General features: G+C 75.2%; 24 protein-coding genes. 9 read left to right on the top strand and 15 right to left on the bottom strand.

All coding sequences use genetic code 11. The features are described 5' to 3' along the window. Nucleotides 1–9: 9 nt before the first annotated feature. From ABZ621_RS16285 to ABZ621_RS16250, 8 genes are all read right to left on the bottom strand, one after another. The gene (locus tag ABZ621_RS16285) at nt 10–1347 is read right to left on the bottom strand and encodes a protein kinase (RefSeq protein WP_360604862.1); all 1338 of its coding nucleotides are present in this window, start codon (nt 1345–1347) and stop codon (nt 10–12) included. Continuing rightward, on the bottom strand, nt 1344–2471 hold the full coding sequence (locus ABZ621_RS16280) for a PP2C family serine/threonine-protein phosphatase (RefSeq protein WP_360604860.1): 1128 nt from the start codon (nt 2469–2471) through the stop codon (nt 1344–1346). The genes ABZ621_RS16285 and ABZ621_RS16280 overlap by 4 nt, the downstream gene beginning before the upstream one ends. Continuing rightward, a complete protein-coding gene (locus ABZ621_RS16275; RefSeq protein WP_360605119.1) occupies nt 2468–3142 on the bottom strand; it encodes a VWA domain-containing protein in 675 nt (224 codons plus the stop codon). Before ABZ621_RS16275 ends, ABZ621_RS16280 begins: the two co-directional genes overlap by 4 nt. Nucleotides 3143–3269: 127 nt before the next feature. Beyond that, nucleotides 3270–3464, bottom strand: coding sequence for a hypothetical protein (locus tag ABZ621_RS16270; RefSeq protein WP_360604858.1), 195 nt, complete (start codon nt 3462–3464; stop codon nt 3270–3272). Further along, nucleotides 3461–5065, bottom strand: coding sequence for a hypothetical protein (locus tag ABZ621_RS16265; protein WP_360604856.1), 1605 nt, complete (start codon nt 5063–5065; stop codon nt 3461–3463). Before ABZ621_RS16265 ends, ABZ621_RS16270 begins: the two co-directional genes overlap by 4 nt. A 4-nt stretch (nt 5066–5069) precedes the next feature. Next, a complete protein-coding gene (locus tag ABZ621_RS16260) occupies nt 5070–7544 on the bottom strand; it encodes a GTPase-associated protein 1-related protein (protein ID WP_360604854.1) in 2475 nt (824 codons plus the stop codon). Beyond that, the gene (locus ABZ621_RS16255; protein ID WP_360604852.1) at nt 7541–8791 is read right to left on the bottom strand and encodes a hypothetical protein; all 1251 of its coding nucleotides are present in this window, start codon (nt 8789–8791) and stop codon (nt 7541–7543) included. Before ABZ621_RS16255 ends, ABZ621_RS16260 begins: the two co-directional genes overlap by 4 nt. 1 nt (nt 8792) lies before the next feature. After that, nucleotides 8793–10991 (bottom strand): hypothetical protein, encoded by a 2199-nt coding sequence (locus ABZ621_RS16250; protein WP_360604850.1) that lies wholly within the window; start codon nt 10989–10991, stop codon nt 8793–8795. A gap of 216 nt (nt 10992–11207) precedes the next feature. Here ABZ621_RS16250 and ABZ621_RS16245 point away from each other — a divergent pair, with 216 nt between their 5' ends. Together ABZ621_RS16245 and ABZ621_RS16240 are read left to right on the top strand one after the other, a co-directional pair. After that, nucleotides 11208–11867: a DsbA family protein gene (locus tag ABZ621_RS16245; protein ID WP_360604848.1), complete on the top strand. Its 660-nt coding sequence runs from the start codon at nt 11208–11210 to the stop codon at nt 11865–11867. A gap of 105 nt (nt 11868–11972) precedes the next feature. Further along, nucleotides 11973–12743, top strand: coding sequence for a hypothetical protein (locus tag ABZ621_RS16240; protein WP_360604846.1), 771 nt, complete (start codon nt 11973–11975; stop codon nt 12741–12743). A 29-nt stretch (nt 12744–12772) separates the two neighbouring features. Here the strand turns inward: ABZ621_RS16240 and ABZ621_RS16235 are convergent, their stop codons facing one another. After that, a complete protein-coding gene (locus tag ABZ621_RS16235; RefSeq protein ID WP_360604844.1) occupies nt 12773–13201 on the bottom strand; it encodes a hypothetical protein in 429 nt (142 codons plus the stop codon). A 91-nt stretch (nt 13202–13292) separates the two neighbouring features. On the opposite strand from ABZ621_RS16235, the gene ABZ621_RS16230 reads away from it, so the two are divergent. Then, nucleotides 13293–13922, top strand: coding sequence for a GNAT family N-acetyltransferase (locus tag ABZ621_RS16230; RefSeq protein ID WP_360604842.1), 630 nt, complete (start codon nt 13293–13295; stop codon nt 13920–13922). A gap of 6 nt (nt 13923–13928) precedes the next feature. Here the strand turns inward: ABZ621_RS16230 and ABZ621_RS16225 are convergent, their stop codons facing one another. From ABZ621_RS16225 to ABZ621_RS16215, 3 genes are all read right to left on the bottom strand, one after another. After that, on the bottom strand, nt 13929–14717 hold the full coding sequence (locus ABZ621_RS16225; protein WP_360604840.1) for an SDR family oxidoreductase: 789 nt from the start codon (nt 14715–14717) through the stop codon (nt 13929–13931). Between the two features lie 73 nt (nt 14718–14790). After that, entirely contained in the window at nt 14791–15030 is a 240-nt protein-coding gene (locus tag ABZ621_RS16220) for a DUF397 domain-containing protein (protein WP_360604838.1), read from the bottom strand. Continuing rightward, nucleotides 15027–15860, bottom strand: a complete 834-nt coding sequence (locus ABZ621_RS16215) for a helix-turn-helix transcriptional regulator (RefSeq protein WP_360604836.1) — start codon at nt 15858–15860, stop codon at nt 15027–15029. Before ABZ621_RS16215 ends, ABZ621_RS16220 begins: the two co-directional genes overlap by 4 nt. Before the next feature lie 147 nt (nt 15861–16007). On the opposite strand from ABZ621_RS16215, the gene ABZ621_RS16210 reads away from it, so the two are divergent. Then, complete coding sequence (locus ABZ621_RS16210) at nt 16008–16442, top strand: ATP-binding protein (protein ID WP_360604834.1); 435 nt, start codon at nt 16008–16010, stop codon at nt 16440–16442. Here the strand turns inward: ABZ621_RS16210 and fusA are convergent. After that, on the bottom strand, nt 16439–18454 hold the full coding sequence (gene fusA / locus ABZ621_RS16205; RefSeq protein WP_360604832.1) for an elongation factor G: 2016 nt from the start codon (nt 18452–18454) through the stop codon (nt 16439–16441). The two genes, ABZ621_RS16210 and fusA, sit on opposite strands and share 4 nt — an antisense overlap. Before the next feature lie 282 nt (nt 18455–18736). After that, nucleotides 18737–19144: a VOC family protein gene (locus tag ABZ621_RS16200; RefSeq protein ID WP_360604830.1), complete on the bottom strand. Its 408-nt coding sequence runs from the start codon at nt 19142–19144 to the stop codon at nt 18737–18739. A gap of 191 nt (nt 19145–19335) precedes the next feature. On the opposite strand from ABZ621_RS16200, the gene ABZ621_RS16195 reads away from it, so the two are divergent. From ABZ621_RS16195 to ABZ621_RS16175, 5 genes are all read left to right on the top strand, one after another. Next, nucleotides 19336–19965: a nucleoside/nucleotide kinase family protein gene (locus ABZ621_RS16195; RefSeq protein ID WP_360604828.1), complete on the top strand. Its 630-nt coding sequence runs from the start codon at nt 19336–19338 to the stop codon at nt 19963–19965. 29 nt (nt 19966–19994) lie between these two features. Beyond that, nucleotides 19995–21101 carry a hypothetical protein gene (locus ABZ621_RS16190; RefSeq protein WP_360604826.1) on the top strand — a complete coding sequence of 369 codons (1107 nt, stop codon included), beginning with the start codon at nt 19995–19997 and terminating at the stop codon, nt 21099–21101. 99 nt (nt 21102–21200) lie between these two features. After that, the gene (locus ABZ621_RS16185; RefSeq protein ID WP_360604824.1) at nt 21201–21725 is read left to right on the top strand and encodes a tetratricopeptide repeat protein; all 525 of its coding nucleotides are present in this window, start codon (nt 21201–21203) and stop codon (nt 21723–21725) included. A 101-nt stretch (nt 21726–21826) separates the two neighbouring features. Further along, nucleotides 21827–22786, top strand: a complete 960-nt coding sequence (locus ABZ621_RS16180) for a hypothetical protein (RefSeq protein WP_360604822.1) — start codon at nt 21827–21829, stop codon at nt 22784–22786. 189 nt (nt 22787–22975) lie between these two features. Beyond that, complete coding sequence (locus ABZ621_RS16175) at nt 22976–24130, top strand: aminopeptidase P family protein (protein WP_360604820.1); 1155 nt, start codon at nt 22976–22978, stop codon at nt 24128–24130. 22 nt (nt 24131–24152) lie between these two features. Here ABZ621_RS16175 and ABZ621_RS16170 read toward each other — a convergent pair whose 3' ends face one another. Beyond that, nucleotides 24153–25391 carry a serine hydrolase domain-containing protein gene (locus ABZ621_RS16170; RefSeq protein WP_360604818.1) on the bottom strand — a complete coding sequence of 413 codons (1239 nt, stop codon included), beginning with the start codon at nt 25389–25391 and terminating at the stop codon, nt 24153–24155. Between the last annotated feature and the right edge of the window lie 141 nt (nt 25392–25532).

Here is a 25532-nt window from a genome sequence, read left to right as displayed (position 1 = left end):
CGTCCCGGGTCAGCGGGCGCGGACCTCGGCCCGGGCGCCGTCGGCGAGTTCGAGGGCGAGACCGGCGCGCAGCGGCACCGTCTGGCCCGGCACGATCCGCTGGCTGGTGCCGTCCGAACGGGTGCCGGTCCACGCCTCCGCCGAGCGGTTGGCGAGCCCGTACCGGCCCGGCTTCTGCGGGTGCTCGACCAGCTCGGCGACGAGGCTGCCGTCCGAGTAGTCGTGCCGGGTCGGCTCCGCCGTCAGGTGGTGGCGGTGGATCCGGGCCGCCCGCCCCAGCATGATGTGCCGCTCCGACCGGGGCGGCGGGGTGGTCACCACGAGCCGGGGCGGCAGCACCAGCGGGGCGCCGTCCTTCCAGCAGGTCCCGGGCGCCGCCGAGCCCGGCTCGGTCATGTTCGGCCGGCCGCAGTTGGGGCACTCCACGATCGCGTCCCGGGCCGCCCGGAGGGCGTCGCGCCACTGGGACTCGCGCACCCGGGCCGAGGGCTCCCGCAGCCCCACCGTGAAGTTCTGCGTGAACAGCTTCTGGAGCGACGGCGGCACCAGCGGCCACAGCACCCGCGCCGTCGTGTGCTCCACCGGGTCCGGGCGGTTGTCGGTGTCGTCCGGGTCGAAGACGAACAGCGGGTCCTTGCCGTACAGCCTGCGCTCCGCGTGCTCGTCCAGGCAGCGGATCGCCAGCTCCCTGGCCCCCTTGAAGGGGTGGTGGTTCACCAGGAACATGAAGAGCAGCACCGACAGCGAGTGCAGGTCGCTCTGCGTGCCGGGCATGGCCCCCGGGTCGCCGCGCACCAGCTCCGGGGCCATGAAGCCCATGGTGCCGGAGATGCCGCTCTGGTCGCCCTCCACCACCGCGTTGTCGTTGTCGCAGACCAGCACGTCGCCGGTGGCCGGGTCGAAGAAGATGTTGCCCCAGGAGATGTCCCGGTAGGCGATGCCACGCGAGTGCAGCGCCTGGTACGCCTCCACCGTGTACAGGCAGGCGGTCAGCAGCTCCCGGAAGCTGGTGGTGACCGTCCGCCGGAACAGCTCGGGCAGACCCCGGAAGCGGTCCGGGCGCACGTCCATCAGATAGCCGAAGCGGTCCGGTGCCGCGTCGACGAACGCCGTCGGCCACAGGAACCGCTCGTCGTCGAAGTCCCGTTCCACCAGGTCCTCGACGACCCGCCGCTGCTGCGGGGTCGCGCTCTCGGGGTAGTACCACTTGAGCGCCTTGGCGGAGCCGTCGGGAAGCGTCACCCGGTAGACCTCGCCCTGGCCGCCCTGGCCGAGCAGCCGGTCGACGACGAGCGTCTCCCCGGTGCCGGTCGTCAGCGTGTCCCCGTTGTCGAGCATGCCGCTCATGGTCGTTCGGTCTCCTCGTCGTCGTTCCTCGTGCCGCTGGTTGGATCCGATGCATCGGATGCTGGATCCGAGAGGTTGGATTGTGGATCCGGGAGCTTGGATGTTGGATCCGATGTATCGGAGGGCGGATCCGAGAGATCGGATGTTGGATCCACGTCCTTCCCGGGCCCCCAGGGCCGCGCCGGCTCCGGAGCCCGCGCCCACGCCTCCCGTGGGTCGGCCCCCGTCACCCCGCCTTCGGGCTTCCCACCCCCGGGCTTCCCACCCCCGGGCTCCCCACCCCCGGGCTCCCCGCCCCCGGGCTCCCCGCCCCCCGACTCCGCCCGATGCGCCAGCGCCAGCGTGGTGTCGTCGCCGGAGTGGCGGGACGCCGCTTCCAGCCAGCGGGGTACGTCCTGCTCGATGCCGGGGAGGCCCCGGGAGGCGAGCCGTTCGTACAGGCCGGCCGTGAACTCGGTGAAGCCGGCGTCCGAGGCGAAGCTCTTGGAGAGGCCGTCGGTGGAGAGGGTGATCAGCCGGGGGGCCCGGGCCGGTTCGGGCAGGGGTTCCCAGTGGACGCGGACCAGGTGCCAGGCCTTGCGGAGGCAGAGGGAGGCGGTCTCGTCGCCGAGTTCGGCGTGCTCGGGCGCGAGCGGGAGGCGGACCCGCCCGTCCGCGTCCACGACGGTCAGTTCGCCGTCGCCCAGTTGCCAGGCGACGAAGAGGCCGGGGGCGAGGACGGCTCCGATGAGCGTGGAGCCGTACATCCGCAGGACCTCCTCGCGGGGCGCGTCGGCGCCCTCGGGGCCGGGCTGGCGGGCCCAGTGCGCCCACACCCTGGCCTGCCAGTCCCGCACCAGCTGCTCGGGCAGCTCGTAGCGGGCGTAGTCGCGCAGCCAGGGCAGCCGGCCGGGGCGGACGAGCGCGCCGAACTCCCGCCCTCTCGCGGCGAAGAGCTCGGCGGCGAACTGCGCCCCGACGTTGCTGCGCGGGTAGGAGGCGGAGCCGTGCCCGTCGGCGACGGCGAGGATCACGGGGTCGTTCGCGGCTCCCGTGCCGCTGGTCTCGACCCAGTCCTGGTTGAGCTTCTTCCCGAGCCCCATGACACTGGTGTCGAGTACTTCCCAGGTCGGCAGGGCGCTCACCACACGTCGTCGTCGTCGGTGGCGAGCATCGGCGGCGCGTACGGCGCGGCCGGCTTGGTCGGGCCGTCGCCCGAGCCGTTGCCCCCGGCGACGGGCTGCGAGGCGGCCTTCACGGCGGCCGTCGAGGCCCAGCGGATCGCGGCGGCCAGCTGCTTGGGGCTGTTGGCGTCCAGCGGCCGCAGCTCCGGGTTGGCCAGGAACTCCTGGAGCACGCCCCGGTCGGCGTCCGTGCCGATCGCGATGGCCACCCGGACGGCCTTGCGGCCCCACGGCGTCGCCTCGATGGCGCGGAGCCCGGCCCGCCAGTCGTCGGTCGGCGCCCCGTCGGAGACCAGCGCGATCACCGGCTTGAGGGCCCTTTCCGGCATCGGAGGGGTGCGCAGCTCCCCGGCGACCAGGGTCAGCGCCTCGCCGAGGTTGGTGGTGCCGTCGGGCGCCACGTCCTGCCAGGTGAAGTCGTGCACCTTCACCGGGTCCTTGTGGTGCCAGCGGGCGGTGGTGGAGAAGGTGATGGTGCGCAGCAGGAGCTGGGCGGCCGGGTTGTCGTCGGCCACCGTGCGCATCTCCGGGATCGCCTCCCGGATCGCGTAGTTGAGCTGGCCGATCTTCTCGCCGGACATCGAGTACGAGGTGTCGAGCAGCCAGATGAAGTGCACCGGGCGGTTCGCCATGGCGCCGCCGGGGAGGTCGGACACGATTTCCTCCAGAGGAGTCAGGGAGTCAGGGAGTCAGGGAGTCAGGGAGTCAGGGAGTCGGGGAGTCGGGGAGTGGGTGGTTCGGGGACGGTCCGGGAGTGGTTCAGGGGGTCGTGGCCGTCAGCTCCTCCCACCAGGCGGGGACGGACTCGGCGAGCCGGAGGATCGCGTCGAGCAGCCCGGGCGCCCCGTAGACGGCGCCGAGGGCCGCCGCCGTGAGGACGAGGACGGTGGCCGTCGTCAGCAGGGCGCGTACGGCCTTCCGGGAGCGGGCGACCCGCGGGGTGACGACGGTCATCGGCCGCGCACCCCCGCTCCGCCGGGACGGGCGTCGACCAGCGCGTCGACGCGGAGGCCGGAGCGGGCGAGCAGCCACAGGACGGGTTCGGCGGCCCGGCGGCCCTCGGGGTCGAGGGCGCCGGTGCCGGTGGCGGTGAAGGCGCTGACGGACCAGTAGCGGGCGGTCGCGAACTGGTGGGTGAAGTTGCGGACGAGTCCGCCGAGGCCGAGCTGGGTCAGCCAGCTCTCGACCTGCGCGCCCGCGGGCGGCAGGGAGGCGATCCGGTCGAGCACGTCCCGTTTGGTGACGACGACGGCCACGGGCAGCTTTCCTCTCCGTCCGACGAGCGCGGTGAGTTCGCCGCTGAGGCCGTCGAAGGTGTCGACGGGTCCCTGGGCGGCGGGCCGGGCGTCGGCGACCGTGCCGCCGTCGGCCTCGGCGATCTTCTTCCGGACCTCCCGGTCGGCGAGGACGTCGACGACGAAGAGGACTCCGTCGGCGTGGGCGAGGTACTGCTGTTCGCGCAGCCGGTCGGCGCCCTGGAGGGCCTCGCCCATCGGGTCGTACAGATAGAGCAGCCGGCGCCGCCGGCCCTTGCCGACGAGGATCATCCAGGCCCGCTGGTCGCCCTGGGTCTTCAGCGCCCAGTCGTCGTCCCGCAGCCGCCGGTCGAGGAGGGCGCCGTCGTGCCGGTCGGCGTCGGAGGCGTAGTCGACGGTGAGGGCCCCGCTCGCGGCCCAGGAGCGCAGTCCGGCGACGACGGCGGCCATCAGCATGGTCTTGCCGGAGGAGGAGGCGCCGACGAGGGGGACGTGCACCACCCGGGTGGTGGCGAGCGACGGCGGCAGCGGCCGGTCGCAGGCGGGGCAGTCGGCGGGGACGCGCGCCCGGCCGGTGAGGAGCGAGGAGGGGAGCCGGGCCCCGCACCGGCAGGTGTGCCGGAAGACGCCGTACCGTCCGGGCCGCAGCTCCCGGTGGACCTCGTTGGTGCACTGGGGGCAGCGGTGGGCGGCCAGCGGCACCGGCCGGTGGCAGCCGGGGTGCGGGCACACGGTCCTGATCCGGAAGGCCAGTAGCCAGGCCCGTTCGGCCGCGCGCAGCACGCCGACGGCGAGCAGCCAGCCGCTCCACACGACGGTGACGAGGAGGGCGAAGAGGAGCAGCGCGGCGCCGTGCAGGACGGCGACGAGCAGGACCGCGAGGGTGGCGCCGAGCGCGGTGCCGGGGGCCATGAGCAGCAGCCACAGCCGGGTGATCGGGTTGCCGCCGCGCGCGCCGGTGGAGGGGCGGCGGCGCTGGAGGAGGCGGGCGACGACGGTCGCCATCCAGTGGTTCCGCCACCGGCGCCAGGGCGCCCGCAGTCCGGCGCCGAGGACGCCCGACGTGTCGACCCACGACTGCCGTGCCCAGTACGAGGGGTGGGCGGGTTCGGCGTCGATGGGGATGACCCGCTGGTCGGAGCGGCCCGCGTCGAAGGGGCCGAGTTCGACGACGGCGGCCTTGGTGGCGGTGGCGAGCAGTTTCCAGAACGCGTTGCCGACGCAGACCAGGAGGGCCGTGACGGCCCAGAGCACGACGAGCAGGGTGAGGACCAGTTCGGTCAGTCGTCCGCCGTCCATGTGGTCACCTCCCGCCTTCGCGCGGCGGCCGGACGTCGCCCCAGCGGGGCTCCTGGGCCTTGTCGCTCTTCCGTCCGCCGAGGCGGCGGAAGAGCTGCTTCATCCCGCCGGCCGGCCGGCACCACTCCTCGAAGGCGGCCCGCCGCGAGGGCGCCTGCCGGGCGACGAGCTCGGCCGCCGCCCGTATCTGGTCGTCGGGGAGTCTGCGCACGACGGGCCGCAGCACGTCTTCGAGGAGGCCCGTGCGGGTCAGCTCCCACAGCGGGCCGACGTGGGCGTGGGAGTTCCAGACGACGTAGCAGTCGGCGAGCCGGTGCGGGGCGGCGAGGAAGTCGGTGAGGACGGGGGAGCGGGCCGCCTTGTCGTAGGCGTCGATGAGCGTGGGGTTGTTGCTCTCGGCGAAGGCCTTCAGTTCCTCGGCGGGCCGCTGGGGCCTGAGCAGCAGCAACGCGAGGGCGTGCGCGGCCCGCGTCTGGACGGCGGGCCGGGCGTTGTGGGAGAGGCCGAGGACCCGGTGGACGAGGCCGCCGTGGGGGACGCTGGGGTCGCCGTCGGGGTGCTGGAGGGCGTGGACGAGGGCGAGCAGCTTCAGGTCGGCGACGACGGACCGGCCGAGCGCCTCGACGCCCTCGGCGAGGAGCCGTTTGGCGAGCAGCGGGGCGCCGTTGTCGGTCGCGGGCGCCTCGATGGCCGCGGCCACCAGGTCGTTCCAGGTGCCGGCGGCCTGGTGGAGGGCGGCCCCGTCGTCGAGGAGGGCGGTGGCCTCGGCGGCGGTCTGGGTGCGGTCGGGCCAGACGAGGGCCAGCGCGGTCCGCAGCACCATCGGCGGGGGCGGGGCGCCGTCGAGTCCGGCGGCCCGGAGGAGCTCGCGCAGGACCACGGTCCGGTTCTTCGTGCTGGGCTTGGGCTCCACCGCCGCCGCGCACAGGCGCAGATGAGCCCCGTCCCCGGGCCCGTCGAGCGGGAGCGGTACGGCGCGCAGCGCGCGGGCCACGGCCGTCGGATCGTCGGCGGCCCGGGTGTTCAGGAGGTCGAGGAAGCGGACGCGCAGCGATTCGGACCCGGCCAGGACGTCCGGCACGTCCCGTACGGAGTCGGGGCCGGCGCCGGCCCGGTCGAGGACCCGCCGGCCGAGCCGTTCGGCGAGCCCCGGCAGCAGGTCCTCGTGTTCGACGCCGAGCGCCCGCGCGGTGGCGAGGAGGCCGCTGACCCGCCGCAGCGGGGTGGTGGGGGTGGCGATCCCGGCACGGAGGGGTTCGCCGAGTTCGCCGGTGAGCCGGGTGCGGTACGGCTCCGGGAGCGCGCCGGGCGGCAGCGGCGGGGGCGTGGCGGCCCGGTCGTGGACGGCGGCGGCGACGAGCCGGGCGGTGACCGGGGCGGTGACGGCGAGCGGGACGGTGTCGCGGAAGGCGGCGAGCAGCCCGGCGAGGGCGTCGGGGGCGAGCGCGCCGGGCCGGCCCTCCTCGCAGACGGCCCGCAGGAAGGTCTCCAGGGCGGTCTCGTCCAGGGCGCGGGGGTGGGCGGCGGCCCACCGGGCGGCCTCGGCGACCGCGCCGGCCGGGACGGCGACGCCTCCGGCGAGCGCGAGCGCGGCGAGCGGCCCGGCGGCGAAGGGCCCGGCGTCCGGCAGGTCGCGGGCCGACTTGAAGAGGCCGTTGGCCCCGGCGGCCCAGACGGCGGCGGCGGTCAGCGCCCACACGTCGTCGGTGGCGGGCGGTTCGGCGCGCGGGTCGGAGCGGTCGTGGACGGCGTACCGGTGGGGCTGCCCGGTGACGGCCCGCGCGTCCTCGGGGCGGACCCCGACGACCTGCTGGCGGGCGTGCTGGGGCCGCCGGGTGTAGGTGGTGAAGGTGAGGTCGCGGGCCACGTCCCGGGGGAGGGCAGCGCAGGCGACGATCAGCCAGTGGGCGACGTCCCGGGTGTCCTGCTCGGCGATGACGACCTGCGGGGCCTGCGGGTCCTCGGCGAGGCGCCGCAGGTCGGCGAGGAGGGCGGCGAGCCGGGGTCCGGCGTCGGCGGCGAAGGCGGTGAGCGTGGTCCCGAGGCCGTGCGGAAGCCCCGGGGTGAGCCGTTCCAGGGGAGGCGGCGCGCCGCCCTCGGGCGAGCGGTCCGTCCACTCGGCGGCGCCCCACATGGCGATGGGCGGCAGGTCGTCGGGGAGCGGTTCGCCCGCGGGCACGAGCAGGGCGTGGGCGTGGAAGTTGCCCCAGCGGCCGCTGTAGTCGGCGCCGGTGTAGACGGTGCGGCTCAGCAGGCCGCTGCCGTCGGACAGCCGGGTGAAGCCGAACATCTCGGGGAACGCGCCGAGTTCGTCCTCGGTCGGCCGGGCCGGGGCGTCCCGGGGCGGCTCGTAGCCGACGAGCTGTTCGGCCTCGCGCAGCACCGCGTGCGGTACGCCGGGGCTGACGGCGGTGAAGCGGAAGCCGGAGCCGTCGGGTCCCGGGGGCGCCGAGGTGTAGTGCATCTGGAGGAGGCTCATGCGACCGGCACCCCCTTGCCGTTCTCGCGCGGCGGTTTGGCGACGGGCACGAGGCCGCGGCGGGCGAGCAGCCACAGGAGCGGGTCCTCGACCCGTACCGGCTGGGGGCCGGCGGCGGGCGCGTCGGCGGGGGAGTCGTCGGGTGGCGGCGCGCCGAGCGCGGAGATCCCGAAGAGCGACACGTCGGAGAAGTCGCGTTCGAGCTGGCGCCACAGCGAGCCGGAGCCCCAGCCCTCCAGGAGCGAGCGGGTCTCCTCGTGGACGGCGAGCCGGTCGGCGGGGTCGTAACGGCCGCCGGTGTGCGGGGCGTTGCCGAGCAGCGGGGAGTGCGGGTCGAGCAGGCCGCGCACGGTGTCGGTCTTGGTGACGGCGACGGCGAGCGGGGTGTCGACGCGGCCCCGGGAGCCGGCCCGCCCGTGCGAGCGGAGCTGGGTGGCGAGTTCGGCGGCGATCTGGAGGGCGGGCGTGTCCCGGGCGGGCACCGGCCCGCCGCGGTCGCCGACGGTGTCGCGGACGGCGCCGAGCTGGAGCGGGTCGACGAGCAGCACGATGCCGTCGGCGGCGCTCAGGTACTGGGTGTAGAGGTTCATCGCCTCGGCGGACTTGAGGTCCTCGCCTGCCGCGTCGAAGAAGACCAGCGCGGTGTGCCGGCTGCCGTCGCGGCCGAAGCCCTTGCGGGGCAGGCTCAGCCGGTACAGCAGCGGGTCGTTGAAGCCGGCGGCGGACGGGATGGTGGCGTCCGGGAGCCGCATCCGGTCGTACAGGTCCTCGGCCATCTCGCGGTCGCGCCGCTGGCTCTCGTCGCCCATGGCGGCGAGCGCCGCGCCGTACGCGTGCCCGACCCGGTGCCGCAGTTCGTTGACGAGCACGGACACGTAGGTGCTCTTGCCGGAGGCCTTGGCGCCGACCAGGGCGATGATCCGGCTGTCCTGTTCGCTGTAGTCGCTGGGCAGGTCGCTGTGGCAGTTGGCGCAGACCCGGACCGGGGTGGGCACCCCGCAGTGCGGGCACTCGGCGCGCGGCCCGGGCCCGCGCAGCCCGCCGAGGCTGCGCGGCGGGGAGAAGACCGGTCCCCGCATGTACGCGGCGGGGGCGCGGGTCGAGCCGGTGAAGCCCGCCCACACGTCGTCCCGTTCGGGGTCGCAGGGCGTGCCGCCGCGCAGCCCGGTCCGCGCCATCAGGCAGCGGTAGGGCAGCCGGGCGGCCTGTGTGCGGTGAAAGCAGTAGGGGCAGATCACCGTCGTCATGTCAGCGCACCACCAGGGTCGTGAGGGCGGGTTCTTCGAGGCGTACGGCTCCGGCCCCGTCGCCCAGCAGGAACGCGCGGAGCGCGTACGGCGGGCGGGACAGGTCCGGGACCGGCGGGAGTCCGAGGGTCTGGAGCGGGGCGCGGGCGAGCGCCGCGCCGTCGATCCTGAGCAGGACGGTGCCGTCCTCGGCGTGCCGGGGCCGCACCGTGGCCTGGTGGACGAGGACGAGTTCGGGCAGCGGCACGGCCGGGTCGTGCCCGTCGGCGCTCACCTCGACGGCGTACGGCACGCGCCGTCCGAGGCCGCGCCGCCGGGTCAGCAGCCGGTAGCGCACCACGGCCTCCCCGGGCACGTCCACGCCGACGGGCGCGCGGCGCACGCCGACGACGGCGCCCCCGGTCCCGGCCCCGTCCTCGGGCACGTGCGGCCGGAGCGTGACGCGGGAGGGCCCGGGCCCGAGGGGCAGCCGCAGCCCCTCGCGGACGTAGGCGCTGCGGCTGATCCGCAGGTCGCCGCCGGGCCAGGCGGCGGTCACGGCGCCCGCCCCGGACGGCCAGTCGAAGAGGAGCCGCACCTGCCCGCCGGGCTCCCGCGCGGCCCGGGGCGCGCCGACCGGCCCCGGCACGTCGAGCCGCACCCCGGGCCCGGCGAGCGCCCGCTCGCCGAGCACGGTGACGGCGCTGACGAGTCCGGCGAAGGCGGTGTCCGGCACGGTGTGGCCGGGCGCGCCGTAGCGGGCCCAGGACAGCGGGGCGGGCAGCGCGTCGGCGCGGAGTTCGGTGCCGGGCGCGGGCGCGGTCCCCCCGGGCCAGACCACGAGCCGCACCTCGGCGCCCTCCGCGCCCTGCCCGGTGAACCGCACGCCTTCCTCGGGTCCGGCGTCGGCGGCGAGCGCGGTGAGCGGCCGGGGCCAGGGGTGGACGGTGACGGTCCGCAGCACCCCCGGGGCGTCCACCGTCCCCTCGGTCGGCGACGGGTGGCGTGCCGTCAGAACCACCTGGTAGGCGCCTGGTTCGAGACCCGTGAAGACGTGTTCCTCGGCGTGGTCGGCGGTGTGCCGGAGAGTGCGGGCGCCGGGCCCGGTCAGGGTGAGGACGGTGGCGGTGGCGGTGCGGGGGCGCCGCCAGCGGACGGCGATCCGGGCGGGCCCGTCCTCCACGACGGCCTCCTCGGCGTCGGGTGCCACGAGCAGCGGGTGCGAGACGAGCGGGACCCCGGTCGGCCTGCCGTCCTCCACGGGGAAGGCGGCGTACCGCACGCGGAGTCCGACCGGCGGGTCGGCGTCGACGGCGGTGGAGGCCGTTCCGCCGGTGCCGGGCACGGGCGTCGCGCGGTCCAGGCCGGGTGCGTCGCGCAGCACCCGCCAGCGGACGCCGGGCCGGGTCGGCCAGGCGAGCGCCACCCGGCCGCCCTCGACGGGCCGGGTGGTCAGCGGGGCGCCGGCGGAGGCGGGTACGGCTCCGAGCCGGATGAGGCCGCGCACGGCCGCGTCGTCGTCGGAGGCGACGGCGAGGACCCGCAGATAGCCGGCCTCGGCCCGGGAGGGGTCGGCCGGGGCGGCGGACCCGGCCGCGGCGAGGTCCCGGTCGCAGCGGTCGAGGCGCCGCCGCAGCCGCGCGTCGAGGGCGCCGAGCCACGGGTCGGCGCGCAGGACGTCGGGCCCGAGGGCGGTGACGGCGTGGGCGCAGGCCCGCAGCCGCCGCCGCGACCAGAGCGGGGCGAGGGCCTCGGCGGCGGTCCGCTGCCGGTCGTCGAGGCCGGGCAGGGTGCGGGACGCCTTGGCGAGGAGGGCGAGTTCGGCGGGGTCGAGTCCGAGGCCGTCGGCGCCCTGCCGGGCGAGGGGGAGGAGCTGGTAGAGGAGGACGCGGCGGAGCAGTGCCGGGTCCTGCCGGCGTATCGCGGCGAGCAGTCGCAGCACGGGCGCGTGCGCGGGCCGCGCGTCGGCGCGGTCGAGCAGCGCGGCCTCGTCGACGAGCCGCCGCCGGCGGGGCGTGCACAGGGCGACCCCGTCCAGGACGGAGACGAACGCACTGCCGTCGGCGCGCTCCTGAGGATCCGTCAGAGCCTCTCCCGCGTACCGTAACCCCGCCGCCCGCTGCCCCTCCGTCAGCTTCCCGTACTCGGGTGCGAGCGGTGCGAGGGGTAAGGGACCCAGGGCGCCGGGCAGGCCCAGCCGTTCACCGAACCCCCGTCGCATCCCCCGTCCCTTGCGCTCGTGCGGTTCACAGGGGCTTTATCTCAGCAGAAGAAACGCCCGCGCGCAGGCCCTTTGCGCAGATCACCCACGGTGCCGAGACGGCTGCGGAGGGTGCGGAAGGCGGGGTGGGGGCGGGGCGGAGGCGGGAGATTGGCCCAGAGGAACGTTTCGGCAATGGCCCACACGGGCGGGCCGCTCCTCCGTCACGCTGTCCCCATGACCCTCGACGCAGCACAGCGCCCCCTCGCCTCTCCGCCCGCCCCTGTGGACACCCGCACCCGGGTCGACTTCTGGTTCGACCCCGCCTGCCCCTTCGCGTGGATCACCTCCCGCTGGATCCTGGAGGTCGAGCGGCTCCGGGACCTCGACGTCCGCTTCCACGTGATGAGCCTGTACCTCCACAACGAGGGAAACGAACTGCCCGACTGGTACCGGGACCTGGTGGACCGCTCCATCGGCCCGGTCCGGGTCGCGGCCGCCGCGGCCGGGCTGCGCGGCGACGGGATCCTGCGCGACCTGTACACCGCGTACGGCACCCGCATCCACCAGGACGGGGACAAGGACTTCGACCGCGTGACCGCCGAGGCGCTCGCCATGCTCGGCCTCCCCGCCGAACTGGCCGGGGCCGCGCGCTCCGACGCGTACGACGAGGCCCTCCGCCGCAGCCACGACGCCGGTACGGACCCGGCCACCGGCGCCTACGTCGGCACCCCCACCCTCCACCTCGACGGCGTCCCCTTCTTCGGCCCGGTCCTGAGCGCGATCCCCCGGGGCGAGGAGGCCGCCGAACTCTTCGACGCGGTCCGCGTCCTGGCCCGAAGCCCCCACTTCTTCGAGCTGAAGCGCGAGCGCACGGGCGGCCTCGACTTCACCTGAGGAGGGAACCGGGAAGAAGCCGGGAGGGGGCCGGGAAGGAACCGCCCGCCCCGTCCGTTCCGTCCTGCCGTAGAGGTTCTTCCGCATCGAGGTTCGAGGAGATCCATGGCCGACACCGTCGACTCGCTGGCCGCCCACGCGCACGACCTGCTGGTGGCGTTGATCACCGAGGGGCCCTCCGCGGGCGCCCCGGCCGGGTTCCACGACGTCGTCGCGCGGAGTGCGGCGCTCGGGCCGGACGGCGCGTGGCTCGCCGCCACCGGGCACGCGGCGCTCGCCATGCTGGCGCTCGCGCGGGGCCGGGCGGACGAGACGGTGTCGCACCTCGACGCCGCCGTGACGGCCGGCTTCAACGACTGCGTGATGCTGCACGCCGACCCGCTGCGCCCGCTGCACGGCGACCCCCGCTTCCACGCGCTGTACCAGCGGATGCGGATCACCCAGGGCGACCTCGACGAACTCCTGTGGCTGCACCAGGAGATGGGGATCATGGCGCGGGAGGCGCAGACGGCGGCCGTCGACAACGTCGGCCGCCTCGACACCGGGGTGTCACCGCTGCCGAGGGCGCCGCTGCCGACGCGCGTCCCGCACACCGCCGGCGTCTGGACCACCCGCATCGACTTCCTCTCCACCCAGGCCGCGCTCCAACAGGCCGCCCTGAAGGCCGAGTTCCAGCGCAGCTCCGGGAACACCTCGCTCGGCCTCATCGACGACACCTGGGACTACGACCGCGCCCGGCGGGACGCCTGGGACGCGGACGAGGTGGACACCCGCCGTCAGCGGGAGGCAGAGGCCCGGGCGTTCGTCGAACGCCCGGGCGCCGGAGCCGTCCTCCTGCCCTGCCCGCCGCTGGGCTCGATCGCCTACCCGGGCTGACACCCGGCCGGACCCGCGCCCGAGGCGACTCAGGCGCGGGTCAGGCACTCCTCGTCGAGCCCGTCGAGGACGAAGCCGTTCACGAACCGGACGCGGTACGTGACCCGCGCCCCGGCCCCGGCCCCCGCCCCGGCGGCGCCGGAGCCGCCCTGCCGGACGATCCGCTCGCGGAGATCGTCGACCAGATGCCCCGTGAAGCCCGTGAACTGGCTGCCCCGCACGGTCCGGTCGAACTCCGCGAGCGCCGCCTGGACGGCGGCCGAAGCCCCGCCCCCGCTCTCCTTCGCCACGTGCGTGACCAGACCCTCCAGCCCCTCGGCCAGGAACAGCGGACCGGACAGACTGCCCCGCCCCGCGCTCCCGTCCCCGGTGACCTGGACGTCCCTGGTCAGCCTCACCATCGCGCCGGTCTCGTACGTCATCGCGTACCCCCTCGTATCGGCCTCGGTCGTGACCACGGCCAGCGTAGGCCGGAGCGGGCGCCCACGGGGCGGGCTTCACCGCCCTCCCGTACAGTGCGGTGACGAACGACGGGGCGGGGGAGACCGGATGACGCGCACGGGACGGCAGTGGGTCGAGGGCTGGGCCGTCGCCCGGAGGCTCCCCAGGCCGGTGGACGTGCCCTGGGGACTGCGGATCGACGTCGGGCAGCCGGCCCAGACCGTCCGCCACGTCCTGCTCGACACGGACGCCGCCACCGCCCGCGACCTCGTCGCCTCGATCGCCGAACCCACCACGTGCGTCAAGGCGTTCCTGCCCCTGGACGCCATGCGGCCCTGGTTCCCGCCGGCTTGGGAACCCGTCGACCCCTGCTTCCTGATGGCCGTCGACCTGCGCCCCTCGCCCGCGCGCACACCGGACGGCTACACGGCCGCCGTCGAGACCGCCGACGGCGTCGTCTCCGTACGCGTCGAGACCGCCGACGGGGACCTCGCCGCGTCCGGCCTCGCCGGCCTGACCGGCACCGCCTGCGTCTACGACCAGATCGTCACCGAGCAGGCCCACCAGCGCCGTGGCCTCGGCACGGTCGTGATGGGCCTCCTCACCGACGCGGCCCTCGCCGCCGGCGCCACCGAGGGCGTCCTCGGCGCGACCGTCCCGGGCCGGGCGCTCTACGAGACGCTCGGCTGGAAGGTCCTCGCGCCCCTCAACGGCTTCGTGTACCGGCCCGCCGCCTGACGGACCTCAGTGGACGGAGAACCCGCCGTCCACGAAGAGCGAGTGGCCCGTCACGTACGCCGACGCCGGGCTCGCCAGGAAGACGGCCGCGCCCGCGAAGTCCTCGGCGAGACCGTTGCGGCCCACCATCGTCCGCTCGGCCAGCGCCGCGACCTTCTCCGGGTCGGAGGAGAGACGCGCGTTGAGCGGCGTCATCACGAAGCCCGGCACCAGGGTGTTGGCGGTGACCCCGTACGACGACCAGGCCTCGGCCTGCGAACGGGCCAGCGACTCCAGCGCGCCCTTGGACACCCCGTACGCCCCGCTCTGCACGAACGCCCGGTGCGCCTGCTGCGAGGTGACGTGGATGATCCGCCCGTAGCCCCGCTCGGCCATCCCGGGCCCGAACCGCTGCCCGAGGAGGAACGGCGCCTCCAGGTTCACGGTCATCGTCGTGTCCCACACCTCCTCGCCCAGCTCCCCGAAGGGCGGACGGAGGTTGATCCCGGCGGAGTTGACCAGGATGTCCGGCTCCCCGAACACCTCGGCCGCCGCGTCGGCGCCCGCCCTGATCCCCTCCCGCGTGCTCAGGTCCGCGCTCACCCACGCCGCCCGGCACCCGTCGGCCGTCAGCTCCTCGACGGTCGCGACCAGCTCCGCCTCCTTGCGCGCCAGCACCACCACGCTCGCCCCCGCCCGGGCCAGCGCCCCGGCGATCGCCCGCCCGATCCCGGAACTCCCTCCGGTCACGAGCGCGGTGCGGCCTGCGAGCGAGAAGAGGCCGGAGAGGTACGGGGAGGCGGGTTCGTTGGTCATGCCATGCATCCTGGCACACGGCGAAGCCCGGCGCCGGGGGCGTCGGCGCCGGGCCTCGTGGGCGGTGCGGCGGTCAGCCGAGCTGCGCGACGAACGCCGTCCAGGCACCCGACGCCACCGCGAACTGCGGCCCGTCCGGGACCTTGGAGTCACGGACGTGAACGGTGGAGGGGCAGGTGGCTACCTCGACGCAGTTGTCGCCGTCGCCACTGCTGTAGCTGGACTTGTGCCAGGAGAGGGCGACCTCGACGCAGTTGTCGCCGCTGCCGCTGCTGTAGCTGCTCTTGAACCAGGCCAGGTGAGTGGTGCTCATAGTGCTCCTCGGATCTCCCGCAACAGGCCCACGGATGCCTCGACAGACAGAGCCTGTGCCCGCATCCTGGCATACCGCTGCTGGAGGATGCTGACCACTTTGGAGTCGGAGAACAGCTGGCCGGTCTCCTGGCCTTCACAGTAGGCGTACCAAGTGTTCTCCTCGGTTTCCAGAAGGCAGAGGGGGCCGCCGATCCCCGCGTGATACCCACGCGACTGCGGCATGATCTGGATGTCGATGTTGCGGCGCTTGCCCAAGTCGAGAATGCGATCCATTTGCTCGCGCATGACGTCCGCGTCGGCCACCTGGCGGCGCAGGGCGTGCTCCTCGATGATGAAGCTGTAGATCGTCTCCGGCCGTTCCGTGAGGATGCGCGCCCGCTCCATGCGGGTGACCAGGTTCGACTCGATCTTGTCGTCGCTCATCGCCGGAAGCTGCTCCTCGAAGAGCGTCCGGGCGTAGGAGGGTGTCTGCAACAGGCCCGGCACCATTCGGGTCTCGAAGGTGTACAGCGTCACCGCGAGCGGCTCCAGCTCCGCCCACTCCTCGAACCACTTCGCCAACCCCGCCTTGCGGGTCAGGTGCTTCGCCGCCGCCCTGAGCACCCCGAACGCGTCCAGCACCTCCTCCGCCTTGTCCACGAACTTCATGGACGGCACGCGCCGGCCCTGCTCGATCGACGCGACCATGGGGACCGAGTACCCCACCTTCGGCGCGAACTGTTCCTGTGTCAGGCCCGCCCGTTTGCGGAAGGCCTTGAGTACTTCTCCGAAGGCCTTCAGACTCTCTGACGTCTCCGGTGCGCTTCCCTTGGGAACGTCGTCCGCCACCCCGCCACCTCCCGCACAGTGTGCTCGCGTAGTACGCGTCCAGGTTCACGGACTGTGACCGGTACAGTCCAGCGAGTGGACCCGTACAAGCGCAGCGTACGAGTCGGGTAGCTGGTAACTCGCCATGATCGAAGCGAAATTGGCCACATGACGACCCCACTGGCGCGCAAACGACCCGTCACCGTACGTATGTTCGCGCAGCGCTTCAGCTCGACCCCGCGCGGTGCGCGTCTCGCCCGCAGGCTGGCCCTTCACGAACTGCACCAGTGGGGCGTCGCGTACGACTCCGAGCTGTCCGACACGGCCGGGCTGCTCGTCGCCGAGCTCGCCGCGAACGCGGTGACGCACGGCCGCGTGCCCGGGCGCGAGTGCGAGCTGGGGCTGCTGTACGCGCCCGGGCTGCATCTGCGGATCGACGTCACCGACGCCCGGGGCGAGCGGCGGCCCGACCCCGCCGCGTCGCCGGGGCCGCTGGACGAGGGCGGCCGTGGGCTGCTGCTCGTCGGGGCGCTGGCGACGCGGTGGGAGGTGCTCGACCGCGTACCGGTCGGGAAGACGGTACGGGCCGAGCTGGACCTCTAGGCGGTGGCGGGCTCGTAGCCCGCCGGGCGGGTGGCGAAGGTGCCCCGGCCCTGGGTGCGGCCGCGCAGGCGGGTCGCGTAGCCGAAGAGCTCGGCCAGCGGGACCGTCGCCGTCACCACCGACGTACCGCCCCTGACCTGCGAGTCCGTGACCCGGCCCCGGCGGGCCGCGAGGTCGCCGAGGACCGCGCCGACGGACTCGGCGGGGACGGTGACCGTCACTTCGGCCACCGGCTCCAGGAGCGCCATCACGCTCGCGCGCAGCGCCTCCCGCAGGGCCGTCCGGCCCGCCGTGCGGAAGGCGAGCTCGGAGGAGTCCTTCGGGTGCGTGGCACCGTCGGTGAGCGTGACGCGGAGGCCCGTGACCTGGTGGCCGCCGAGGGGACCCTCGGCGAGGGCGTCACGGCAGCCGGCCTCGACCGCGCGGACGTACTCCTGCGGGACCCGCCCGCCCGTCACCGTCGACGCGAACACGAACTCCTCCTCTCCCTCGCTTCCGTCCAGCGGCCGGACGTCGATGACGACGTGGGCGAACTGGCCCGCGCCGCCGTCCTGTTTGACGTGCCGGTGGAGCAGGCCGGTGACGCCCTTCACCACCGTCTCGCGGTACGCGACCTGCGGGCGGCCGACCGTGACCTCCAGGTCACGGTCGCGCCGCAGCCGCTCCACCGCGACCTCCAGGTGCAGCTCGCCGAGGCCCGACAGGACGGTCTGGCCCGTCTCCGGGTCGGTCCGCACCACCAGCGACGGGTCCTCCTCGGCGAGCCGGGCGAGCCCGGCGGCCAGGCGGCCGGTGTCGGTGCTCCGGCGGGCCTCCACCGCCATGGAGACCACCGGGGCGGCCGGTACCGGCGGTTCGAGGACGACCGGCGCGTCCGGGACGCACAGGGTGGCGCCCGCTCGGACGGTCTTCGGGCCGACGACGGCGACGATGTCACCGGCGACGGCGAGGGAGACCTCGGCCGTGCGGTCGGCCTGCACGCGCAGCACGCGCGAGATCCGCTCCGTGCGCCCGGTGGCGGTGTCGAGCACGGTGGCTCCCTTCGTGAGGACGCCCGCGTAGACCCTGACGTAGGTCATGCGGCCGGTCGGGGCCGCGTGCACCTTGAAGGCGAGCGCGACCAGCGGCGCGTGCGGGTCGGCCGCCCGCTCGCCGCCGCCGACCGGGGGCCGGTCGGTGGGGGCGGGCAGGTAGGCGACGATCGCGTCCAGGAGCGGTTCGACCCCCCGGTCGCGGTACGCGGAGCCGCACAGGACGACGACGGCCGTGCCGGCCAACGTGAGGGCCCGCAGCGCCCGTTCGAGGGTCCCGTCGGAGAGGGACTCGTCCGCGCAGAACTCCTCCAGGGCCTCGGGGTGCAGCTCCGCCACGGCCTCGTCGAGGGCGCGTCGGCGGCGTACCGCCTCGTCCTTCAGCCGGGCCGGAACCTGGGTCTCCTCGCGACCGCCGCCGCCGTCCCACACGTACGCCCGCATCCGGACGAGGTCCACGACGCCGCGGAAGCCGTCCTCCCGCCCGATGGGCAGCTGGACGGGGAGCGCGACGGCGCCGAGGCGGGAGCGGATCGAGGCGACGGCCGCGTCGAGGTCGGCGCCCGCCCGGTCCATCTTGTTGACGAACGCGATCCGGGGCACGCCGTGCCGGTCGGCCTGGCGCCACACCGTCTCGCTCTGCGGCTCGACGCCCGCGACCGCGTCGAAGACGGCGACGGCGCCGTCGAGGACGCGCAGCGCGCGCTCGACCTCGTCGGAGAAGTCGACGTGGCCGGGCGTGTCGATGAGGGCGAGCCGGTGGCCGTCCCAGTCACAGCCGACCGCGGCGGCGGAGATCGTGATGCCGCGCTCCCGCTCCTGCGGGTCGAAGTCGGTGACGGTGGTGCCGTCGTGGACCTCGCCCTGCTTGTGGACGGCGCCGGTCAGGAAGAGGATCCGCTCGGTGACGGTCGTCTTGCCGGCGTCGACGTGGGCGAGGATGCCGAGGTTGCGGACGCGGGGGTTCGGGAAAACGCGCACGGTGACGTGCCTTTCGCTGCTGTGGGATCACAGGACAGCGCGATGACCGCTCCTACGGAGGCGTACGGGTACGGGTCCGTGGGGCACGGGTCTGCGGTGACGGGCGCGCAGCCGTCACCGGCAGGCGGAAGAGGCGAGGATCACGTCGAAGCGGCGGGCACGGGCAGCCGACGGGTGACTGCGCACGGCCGGCTCCCCTCGGTCGACATGATCGGGCACGGCGCACCGGGCGGCGGGCCGTGCCGCGAGTCTAGGGAGCGGCGCGGCCCGGGCGACAGCGAATTAGCCGGCGGGCTGGAGGAGGTCCCAGCGGTTGCCGTACAGGTCCTCGAAGACGGCGACGGAGCCGTACGGCTCGTGGCGGGGCTCCTCCAGGAACTTCACCCCGGCGGCCGTCATCCGCTCGTGGTCGCGGGCGAAGTCGTCGGTGTGGAGGAAGAAGCCGACCCGGCCGCCGGTCTGGTTGCCGACGGAGGCCTCCTCTTCGTCGTTCTTGGCCCGGGCGAGGAGCAGCCCGGCGTTGCCGAGCCCGCCGACGCCGGCCGCGCCGGCCGGACGGACGACGACCCAGCGGGTGCCGTTGCCCCGGTCGGTGTCCTCGACCAGCTCGAAGCCGAGGGCGTCGGTGTAGAAGGCGATGGCCTCGTCGTAGTCACGGACGACGAGGGTGACGAGTGCGATGGACGGCATTACCCCAACGTAATACGCGGAAAGCACGGCAACCCACCCGCACGGACCCGCGTCGCGGCCGCCCCGACCCTCGACCCGAGGAGGGTCCGTACGAGGGTCGGGGGAGGGACACCCCGAGGGTCCCCGGGGGTCCCGGCCGAGGGTCCGGGGCACGGCCGGGGGCACGGCCGGGGGCTGGGAGAATCGGCCGCATGGACGTGCGGGAGTTCGAGGAGCTGGTCGGGCGGGCGCGGGAGCTCGCCGCCGGGGGGCGGCGGCGGGTCCTGGGGGTCGCCGGGCCGCCCGGGGCCGGGAAGTCGACGCTCGCCGGACGGCTCGTCGAGCGGCTCGACGGGCTCGCCGTCCTCGTCCCCATGGACGGCTTCCACCTCGCCGGGGCCGAACTGGCGCGGCTCGGGTGGGCGGACCGCAAGGGCGCGCCCGACACCTTCGACGCCGCCGGGTACGCCGCCCTCCTCGCCCGGCTGCGCGCCCCCGAGCCCGGGACCGTCGTCTACGCGCCCGCCTTCGACCGGGCCCTGGAGGAGCCGGTCGCCGGCTCGGTCCCGGTACCGCCCGGGACCCCGCTCGTCGTCACCGAGGGCAACTACCTCCTCCACGACGCCGGGGGATGGGCCGCGGTCCGGCCGCTCCTCGACGAGGTCTGGTACGCCGAGCTGCCCGACGCCGTCCGCGTGCCCCGGCTCGTCGACCGCCACGTCGCCTTCGGCCGCACCCGCGCCGAGGCCGAGGCCTGGGTGCACCGCTCCGACGAGGCCAACGCCCGGCTGGTCGCACGCAACCGCCACCGCGCCGACCGCGTGGTGAACATGGGGCCGTGACGGCCCCGGAGAACACAGCAGGGGGAGATGTGAGCGAAGTCCTCTACGGCGAGAAGTCGTGGAACCCATTGGCCCGAACGGTCGAACTGACCGAGGAGGGGCTGCGGCGCGGCGGCCGCCTCACCCCGCACGGCGAGCTGAACCTGGCCGCGACGGCCGAGGCGTACCTGCGCGGGCAGTGGCTCGGCGGCGGCGGGTCCGAGCGTTCGCTCGACCGGCTCGACGACGGTCCCGGCGTCGTCCCGGTCGTCCGCGTCACCGGCACCACCACCCCGCTCAAGGTGCGGCGCACCGCCGCCTTCGCCCACGAGCTGGGGCGGCTCGCGGTCCGGCTCTGCGGCGGACCCGAGCGGGTCGCCGAGCTCGCCGGGCGGGCCCGGACCGAGGGCGTACCGCTGTGGATGGCCCGCCGCACCGCGCCCGGACCCCACGGCGACGTCACCGTCGCCGTCGACCGGCGGCTCGTCCGCGTCGACGTCTGGGGCCCGTACGCCCCCGCCGTCCGCATCCGGGCGCCGTACGGCTTCCACCCGGCCGAGCCCCACCCGTCCCGCGGCCTCGTCCTCACCGTCGGCGAGGCGACGGCCGAGCTCCGCCTCACCCACAAGAAGCTGCGCAAGTCCAAGAGCGTGGTGGAGGCCGAGTTCACCGGCGGCTCCCCGGGGACCGGACGGCTCTGGGAGCTGCGCCGGTACGGCCCCACCAGCTCCTGGCTGCTCCGGGACGGCACCCGCGTCGCCCTCCTCGCCCGCCCGCCGCGCCGCCGCACGCCCACCGGCCCCGAGCCGCTCCTGCTCCCCCTCGCGCCGGTCGCCCACGAGACGTCCGACCCGCTGGACGCGGTCATGGCCCACGCCTTCGCCACCGCCTTCGGCCTCGGCGACACCACCGGGCTCGCCCGCTTTCCCGCCCAGTGGCGCATGCGGGAGGGGTTCGAGCCCGCCGCCGTGGACGCCGACTGGCTCCGCCCCTGGTTCAGCAACCTCGGCACCTCCAGCGCCGACAACGAACCCGGCGGCGGCGACGGCTGGGGCTCCGACGGCGGCGACGCCGGAGACTCCGGCGGGGGAGACGGCGGCGGGGACAGCGGCGGTGGCGGCGGCGACGGCGGTGGCGGTGGCGGCGGCGGCGACTGAGCCCCGGAGACCGGCCCGGGAGTCCGGCCCGGGAGTCCGGCCCGGGAGTCCGGGCCCGGGAGACCGGGCCCCGGCCGGGCCTCTGAGTAGGGTGGCCGCATGAACGACGACAACGGCTGGGAGGGGCGGGTCGCCGCCCTCTGGGAGCGGATCGACGACCTCGGCGGCGAGGAGTTCCGGGAGCGGATCGCCGCGCTCGCCGCCGAGCGGGGCGACGAGGACGCCGCCGCCCTCTTCGAGGCCGGTGCCGCCCACGACTCCACCGGGCAGCCCGTCGAAGCCGTCCGGCACTACACGCGCGCCCTGGAACTCGGGCTGACCGGCCTGCGGCGCCGCCGGGCCGTCATCCAGCTCGCCAGCAGCCTGCGCAACCTCGGGCGGCCCGACCGCGCCGTCGAGCTGCTCACCGACGAGCGGGCCCTGCCCGCCGAGCGGCTCGACGCCGACGAGCTGGCCCTCGCCCCGGCCGTCGACGCCTTCCTCGCGCTCGCGCTCGCCGACACCGGCCGCGACCGGGAGGCCGCCGCGCTGGCCCTCGGCGCCCTCGCGCCCCTGCTGCCCCGCTACAACCGCTCCCTCGCCCACTACGCCCGCGACCTCCTCAAGGCCCCCTACGGCTCCTGACGGCTCCTGACGGCTCCGGGTCGGCGAGTTCGGCGGGCGGCCGGTGACCGCCCCGCCGCACTCGCTACGCTGAACGCGACGTCGACGGAAGGCGGGCTGGCGTGGGGTGGCTGCGCAGGAAACCGAAGCGGGACGGCGAGGACGCGCCCCGGGACCCGGAGTTCGCGTACTTCTCCCAGCGGGAGGCCGCGCTCTTCCGCGCCACCGTCCGCGAGGCCTTCGCCGAACTCGGCCTGGAGGTCACGGTCTACGCCTCCTCCGTCCAGGACGACAAGCAGCGCCGCTTCGGCCTCGGCAACCTCGCCGCCGTCTGCCACCGCGACCGCCGGGGGCCCCGCGTCTGGCCCGACCTGATCCGCCGGCACGTCACCCTCGTGGTGCGGACCCTCGACGGCCCCTCGGCCCTCGACACGCTGCCGCCCGAGCAGATCCGCGCCCAGCTCTACCCCCGGGTCGTCAACGGCGAGGGCATCGACCCCGGCGCCTTCGGCTACGCCAGGACCCTCGCCCCGGGCCTGTACGAGGTCCTCGCGCTCGACCTGCCGGAGAGCGTCATGATGCTCACCGACGAGGCCCTCGACCGGCTCGGCGACCCGGCCCAGCTGCGCGCCCGCGCCCTGAAGAACCTGCGCGGGCTGCCCGTCGAGGAGCACGAGACCGTCCGGGACGCCGACGGGATGTCCTTCGAGGTCGTCGTCGGCGACTCCTTCTACACCGCGAGCCGCGTCCTCGACCTCGACGCCCTCGCCCAGCGGGTCACCGGCCTGCCGCTCGGCGAGCACGGCGCCCTGGTCGCCGTGCCCTTCCGCCACCAGATCGCCTTCCACCCCATCCGGGACACCTCGATCATCCCGGCGCTCGGCGCCATGGCCTCCTTCGCCGCCTCCGAGTACGAGGACACCCCGGGCGCCATCAGCCCGTACGTCTTCTGGTGGCGGGGCGGCACGCTCACCCAGCTCAGCGAGCACGACGAGGAGCACGGCGAGCTGCGGATCGTCGTCGGCGACGACTTCCAGGACCTCCTCGAACGGCTCATCGCCCAGGGCCCCGGCCCGCGCTGACGGGCCCCGGCCCGGTCGCGGCGGCGGTGGGGGGCGGGCAGGATGCTGGAGGACGCCTCGCCGCCGGGCGCGCGGCCGTCCGGCCGGCCTCGCCCCGCCCCGACCGCCCTACCGGCCCCGACCGCCCGACAGGCCCAGACCGCCCGTCCCCGCCGACCGCACCCGCGCCGCCGCCGCGAAGGAGCCCCCATGCCGACGAACCCCTCCGCCGACGCAGTCGGTGACGCCCCGACGCCGTTCACCGCCGACGACTACCGGGCCCGGATGGACCGCGCGGCCGCCTCCGCCGCCGACGCCGGGCTCGCCGGGGTGCTCGTCGCCCCCGGCCCCGACCTCGTCTACCTCACCGGCTACCAGCCCACCGCGATCACCGAACGGCTCACCGTCCTCGTCATCGCCCCCGGCCAGGACCCGGTGCTCGTCGTCCCCACCCTGGAGGCGCCCGACGCGGAGAAGTCCGTCGGGGCGCCCGCGCTCACCCTCCGCGACTGGACCGACGGCAAGGACCCGTACGCCGTCACCGCCCCGCTCCTCGACGTCGACGGGCGCTTCGGCGTCAGCGACAACGCCTGGGCCATGCACCTCCTCGGCCTCCAGCAGGCCCTCCCCGGCACCTCGTACGTCTCCCTCACCGAGGCCCTGCCGATGCTGCGGGCCGTGAAGGACGCCCACGAGCTGGACCGGATCGCGGCCGCCGGGGCCGCCGCCGACCGGGCGTACGGGGAGATCCTCAAGGTGCGGTTCGCGGGCCGCCGCGAGACCGAGGTCGCCGCCGACCTCGCCCGGCTGCTCCTGGACTTCGGCCACTCCCAGGTCGACTTCACCGTCGTCGGCTCCGGACCCAACGGCGCCAACCCGCACCACGAGGCCGGCGAGCGGGTCATCGAACGCGGCGACATGGTCGTCCTCGACTTCGGCGGGCTCAAGCACGGCTACGGCTCCGACACCACCCGCACCGTGCACGTCGGCGAACCCACCGACGAGGAGCGCCGGGTCCACGACCTGGTCCGCGAGGCCCAGCAGGCCGGCTTCGAGGCCGTGAAGGACGGCATCGCCTGCCAGGACGTCGACCGCGCCGCCCGCAAGGTCATCACGGACGCCGGCTACGGCGAGTACTTCATCCACCGCACCGGCCACGGCATCGGCGTCACCACCCACGAGCCGCCCTACATGATCGAGGGCGAGCAGCGGCCGGTCGTCCCCGGCATGTGCTTCTCCATCGAACCGGGCGTGTACCTCCCCGGCCGCTTCGGCGTCCGCATCGAGGACATCGTGACGATGACCGAGGAGGGCACCGGCCGCCGCTTCAACGCCACCCCGCACGAGATGGCGATCGTCGAGTAGCGGCGACCGGGGCCCGTGTGCCTCAGGGCACCAGCGGGTGCTCCGGGGCCAGCGCCGCCGCGATCCGGCCGGCGACCACCTGGGCCATGTTCCCGTAGGCGGTCGTCGCCGTCTTCGTCGCCGAGACCGCGATCGAGAGCCGCTCCGACGGCAGGTACGCCTGGAGCGCCGCGTAGCCGGAGAAGGACGGGTTCTGGAGCAGCCAGCCGCCGGAGACGATCACCCCGAGCCCGAAGTGGCGCTCCGGGGTCTGCTTGAGGCAGATCGTGGCGGGGCAGGTCTTCGTCGGCGTGCCGAGCCCGACCGTCCCGGGATCCAGCAGGATCCGGTACGAGCGCGGGCTGATCAGTTCGCCGCTGCCGATGCCCTGCGCCGAGCGGGCCATGTCGCAGACGGTGCTGGTGATGACGGCGCCGGGGCCGGTGGTCCAGGAGGGGTTCCAGAAGGTGGACTCCTCGTAGAGGCCCCGGTCGGAGGTGAAGGCGTGCAGCGCCGGGGCGGGGATCTCGGGCGTGAAGGAGTTCCGGGTCGCGTGGAGCCCCAGCGGGCCGGTCACCAGCTCCCGCACCAGGTGGTCGATGCGGGTGCCGGTGATCCGCTCCATGGCCCGGATCAGCAGCAGGTAGTTGGCGTGCGAGTAGCTCCAGTTGGTGCCCGGGGCGTACCAGAAGTCGTGGGAGAAGGGGAAGGCGAGGAGCTCGTCGGGGGTCCACGCCTTGAAGGGGTGCGGGGACAGCTCGGCGCCGAACGCCGGGTCGGTGACGTAGTCGTGCAGGCCCGAGGTGTTGTTCGCCAGCATCCGCAGGGTGATCTCGCGGGCCCTCGGGACCTCCGGCAGCCAGCGCTCCACCGTGTCGTCGAGCCCGACGCGGCGCTGCTCGACCAGCCGCAGCAGGGCCGTCCCGATGTGGGCGAAGGCCACGGAGCCGGCCCGGAAGCGCATGTCCGGCTCGGCCGGGACGCCGGTCATCGACTCGCCGAGCGCGCCGGTGACGACCTCCCGCCCGTCCACCGTGACGCGCAGCAGCACCGCGTTCAGCCGCAGGTCCTTCCGGGCCTTCCGGGCGACGTCCAGGACGCGCCGGGCGTCCCCGGAGAGCGGCCCCGGCGTGCGCGCGCACGCCTCGGAGCCGTGCCGGGGAGCGGGTGCCGGGGCGGCGACGGAGGCCGACGGGAGGGCGAGCGCGAGCAGCGCGGCGCCCAGCGCCGCCGCGCGGGCCCGGACGCGGGCCCGCCGGCGCGGGGGAGTGGGGGGTGTCATGCGCGCACTATGGCGCCCGCGCCGCCCCCGCTCGCCCGGAACACTCCGCCCGTGCGCCCGACTGGAGTCCACCCATGGCCCGTGCGGCCCAGCGCCCCCGGGAGCCCGGCCCGGTGCCCGCCCGGGCGTCCGGGTGTCCGG

It is taken from the genome of Streptomyces sp. NPDC007863 (genome assembly GCF_040633895.1).
In the GTDB taxonomy this organism is placed as follows: Bacteria; Actinomycetota; Actinomycetes; order Streptomycetales; family Streptomycetaceae; genus Streptomyces.
The sequence above is the reverse complement of the archived record's forward strand: the minus strand, read 5'-3'. Positions and strand labels throughout refer to the sequence as shown.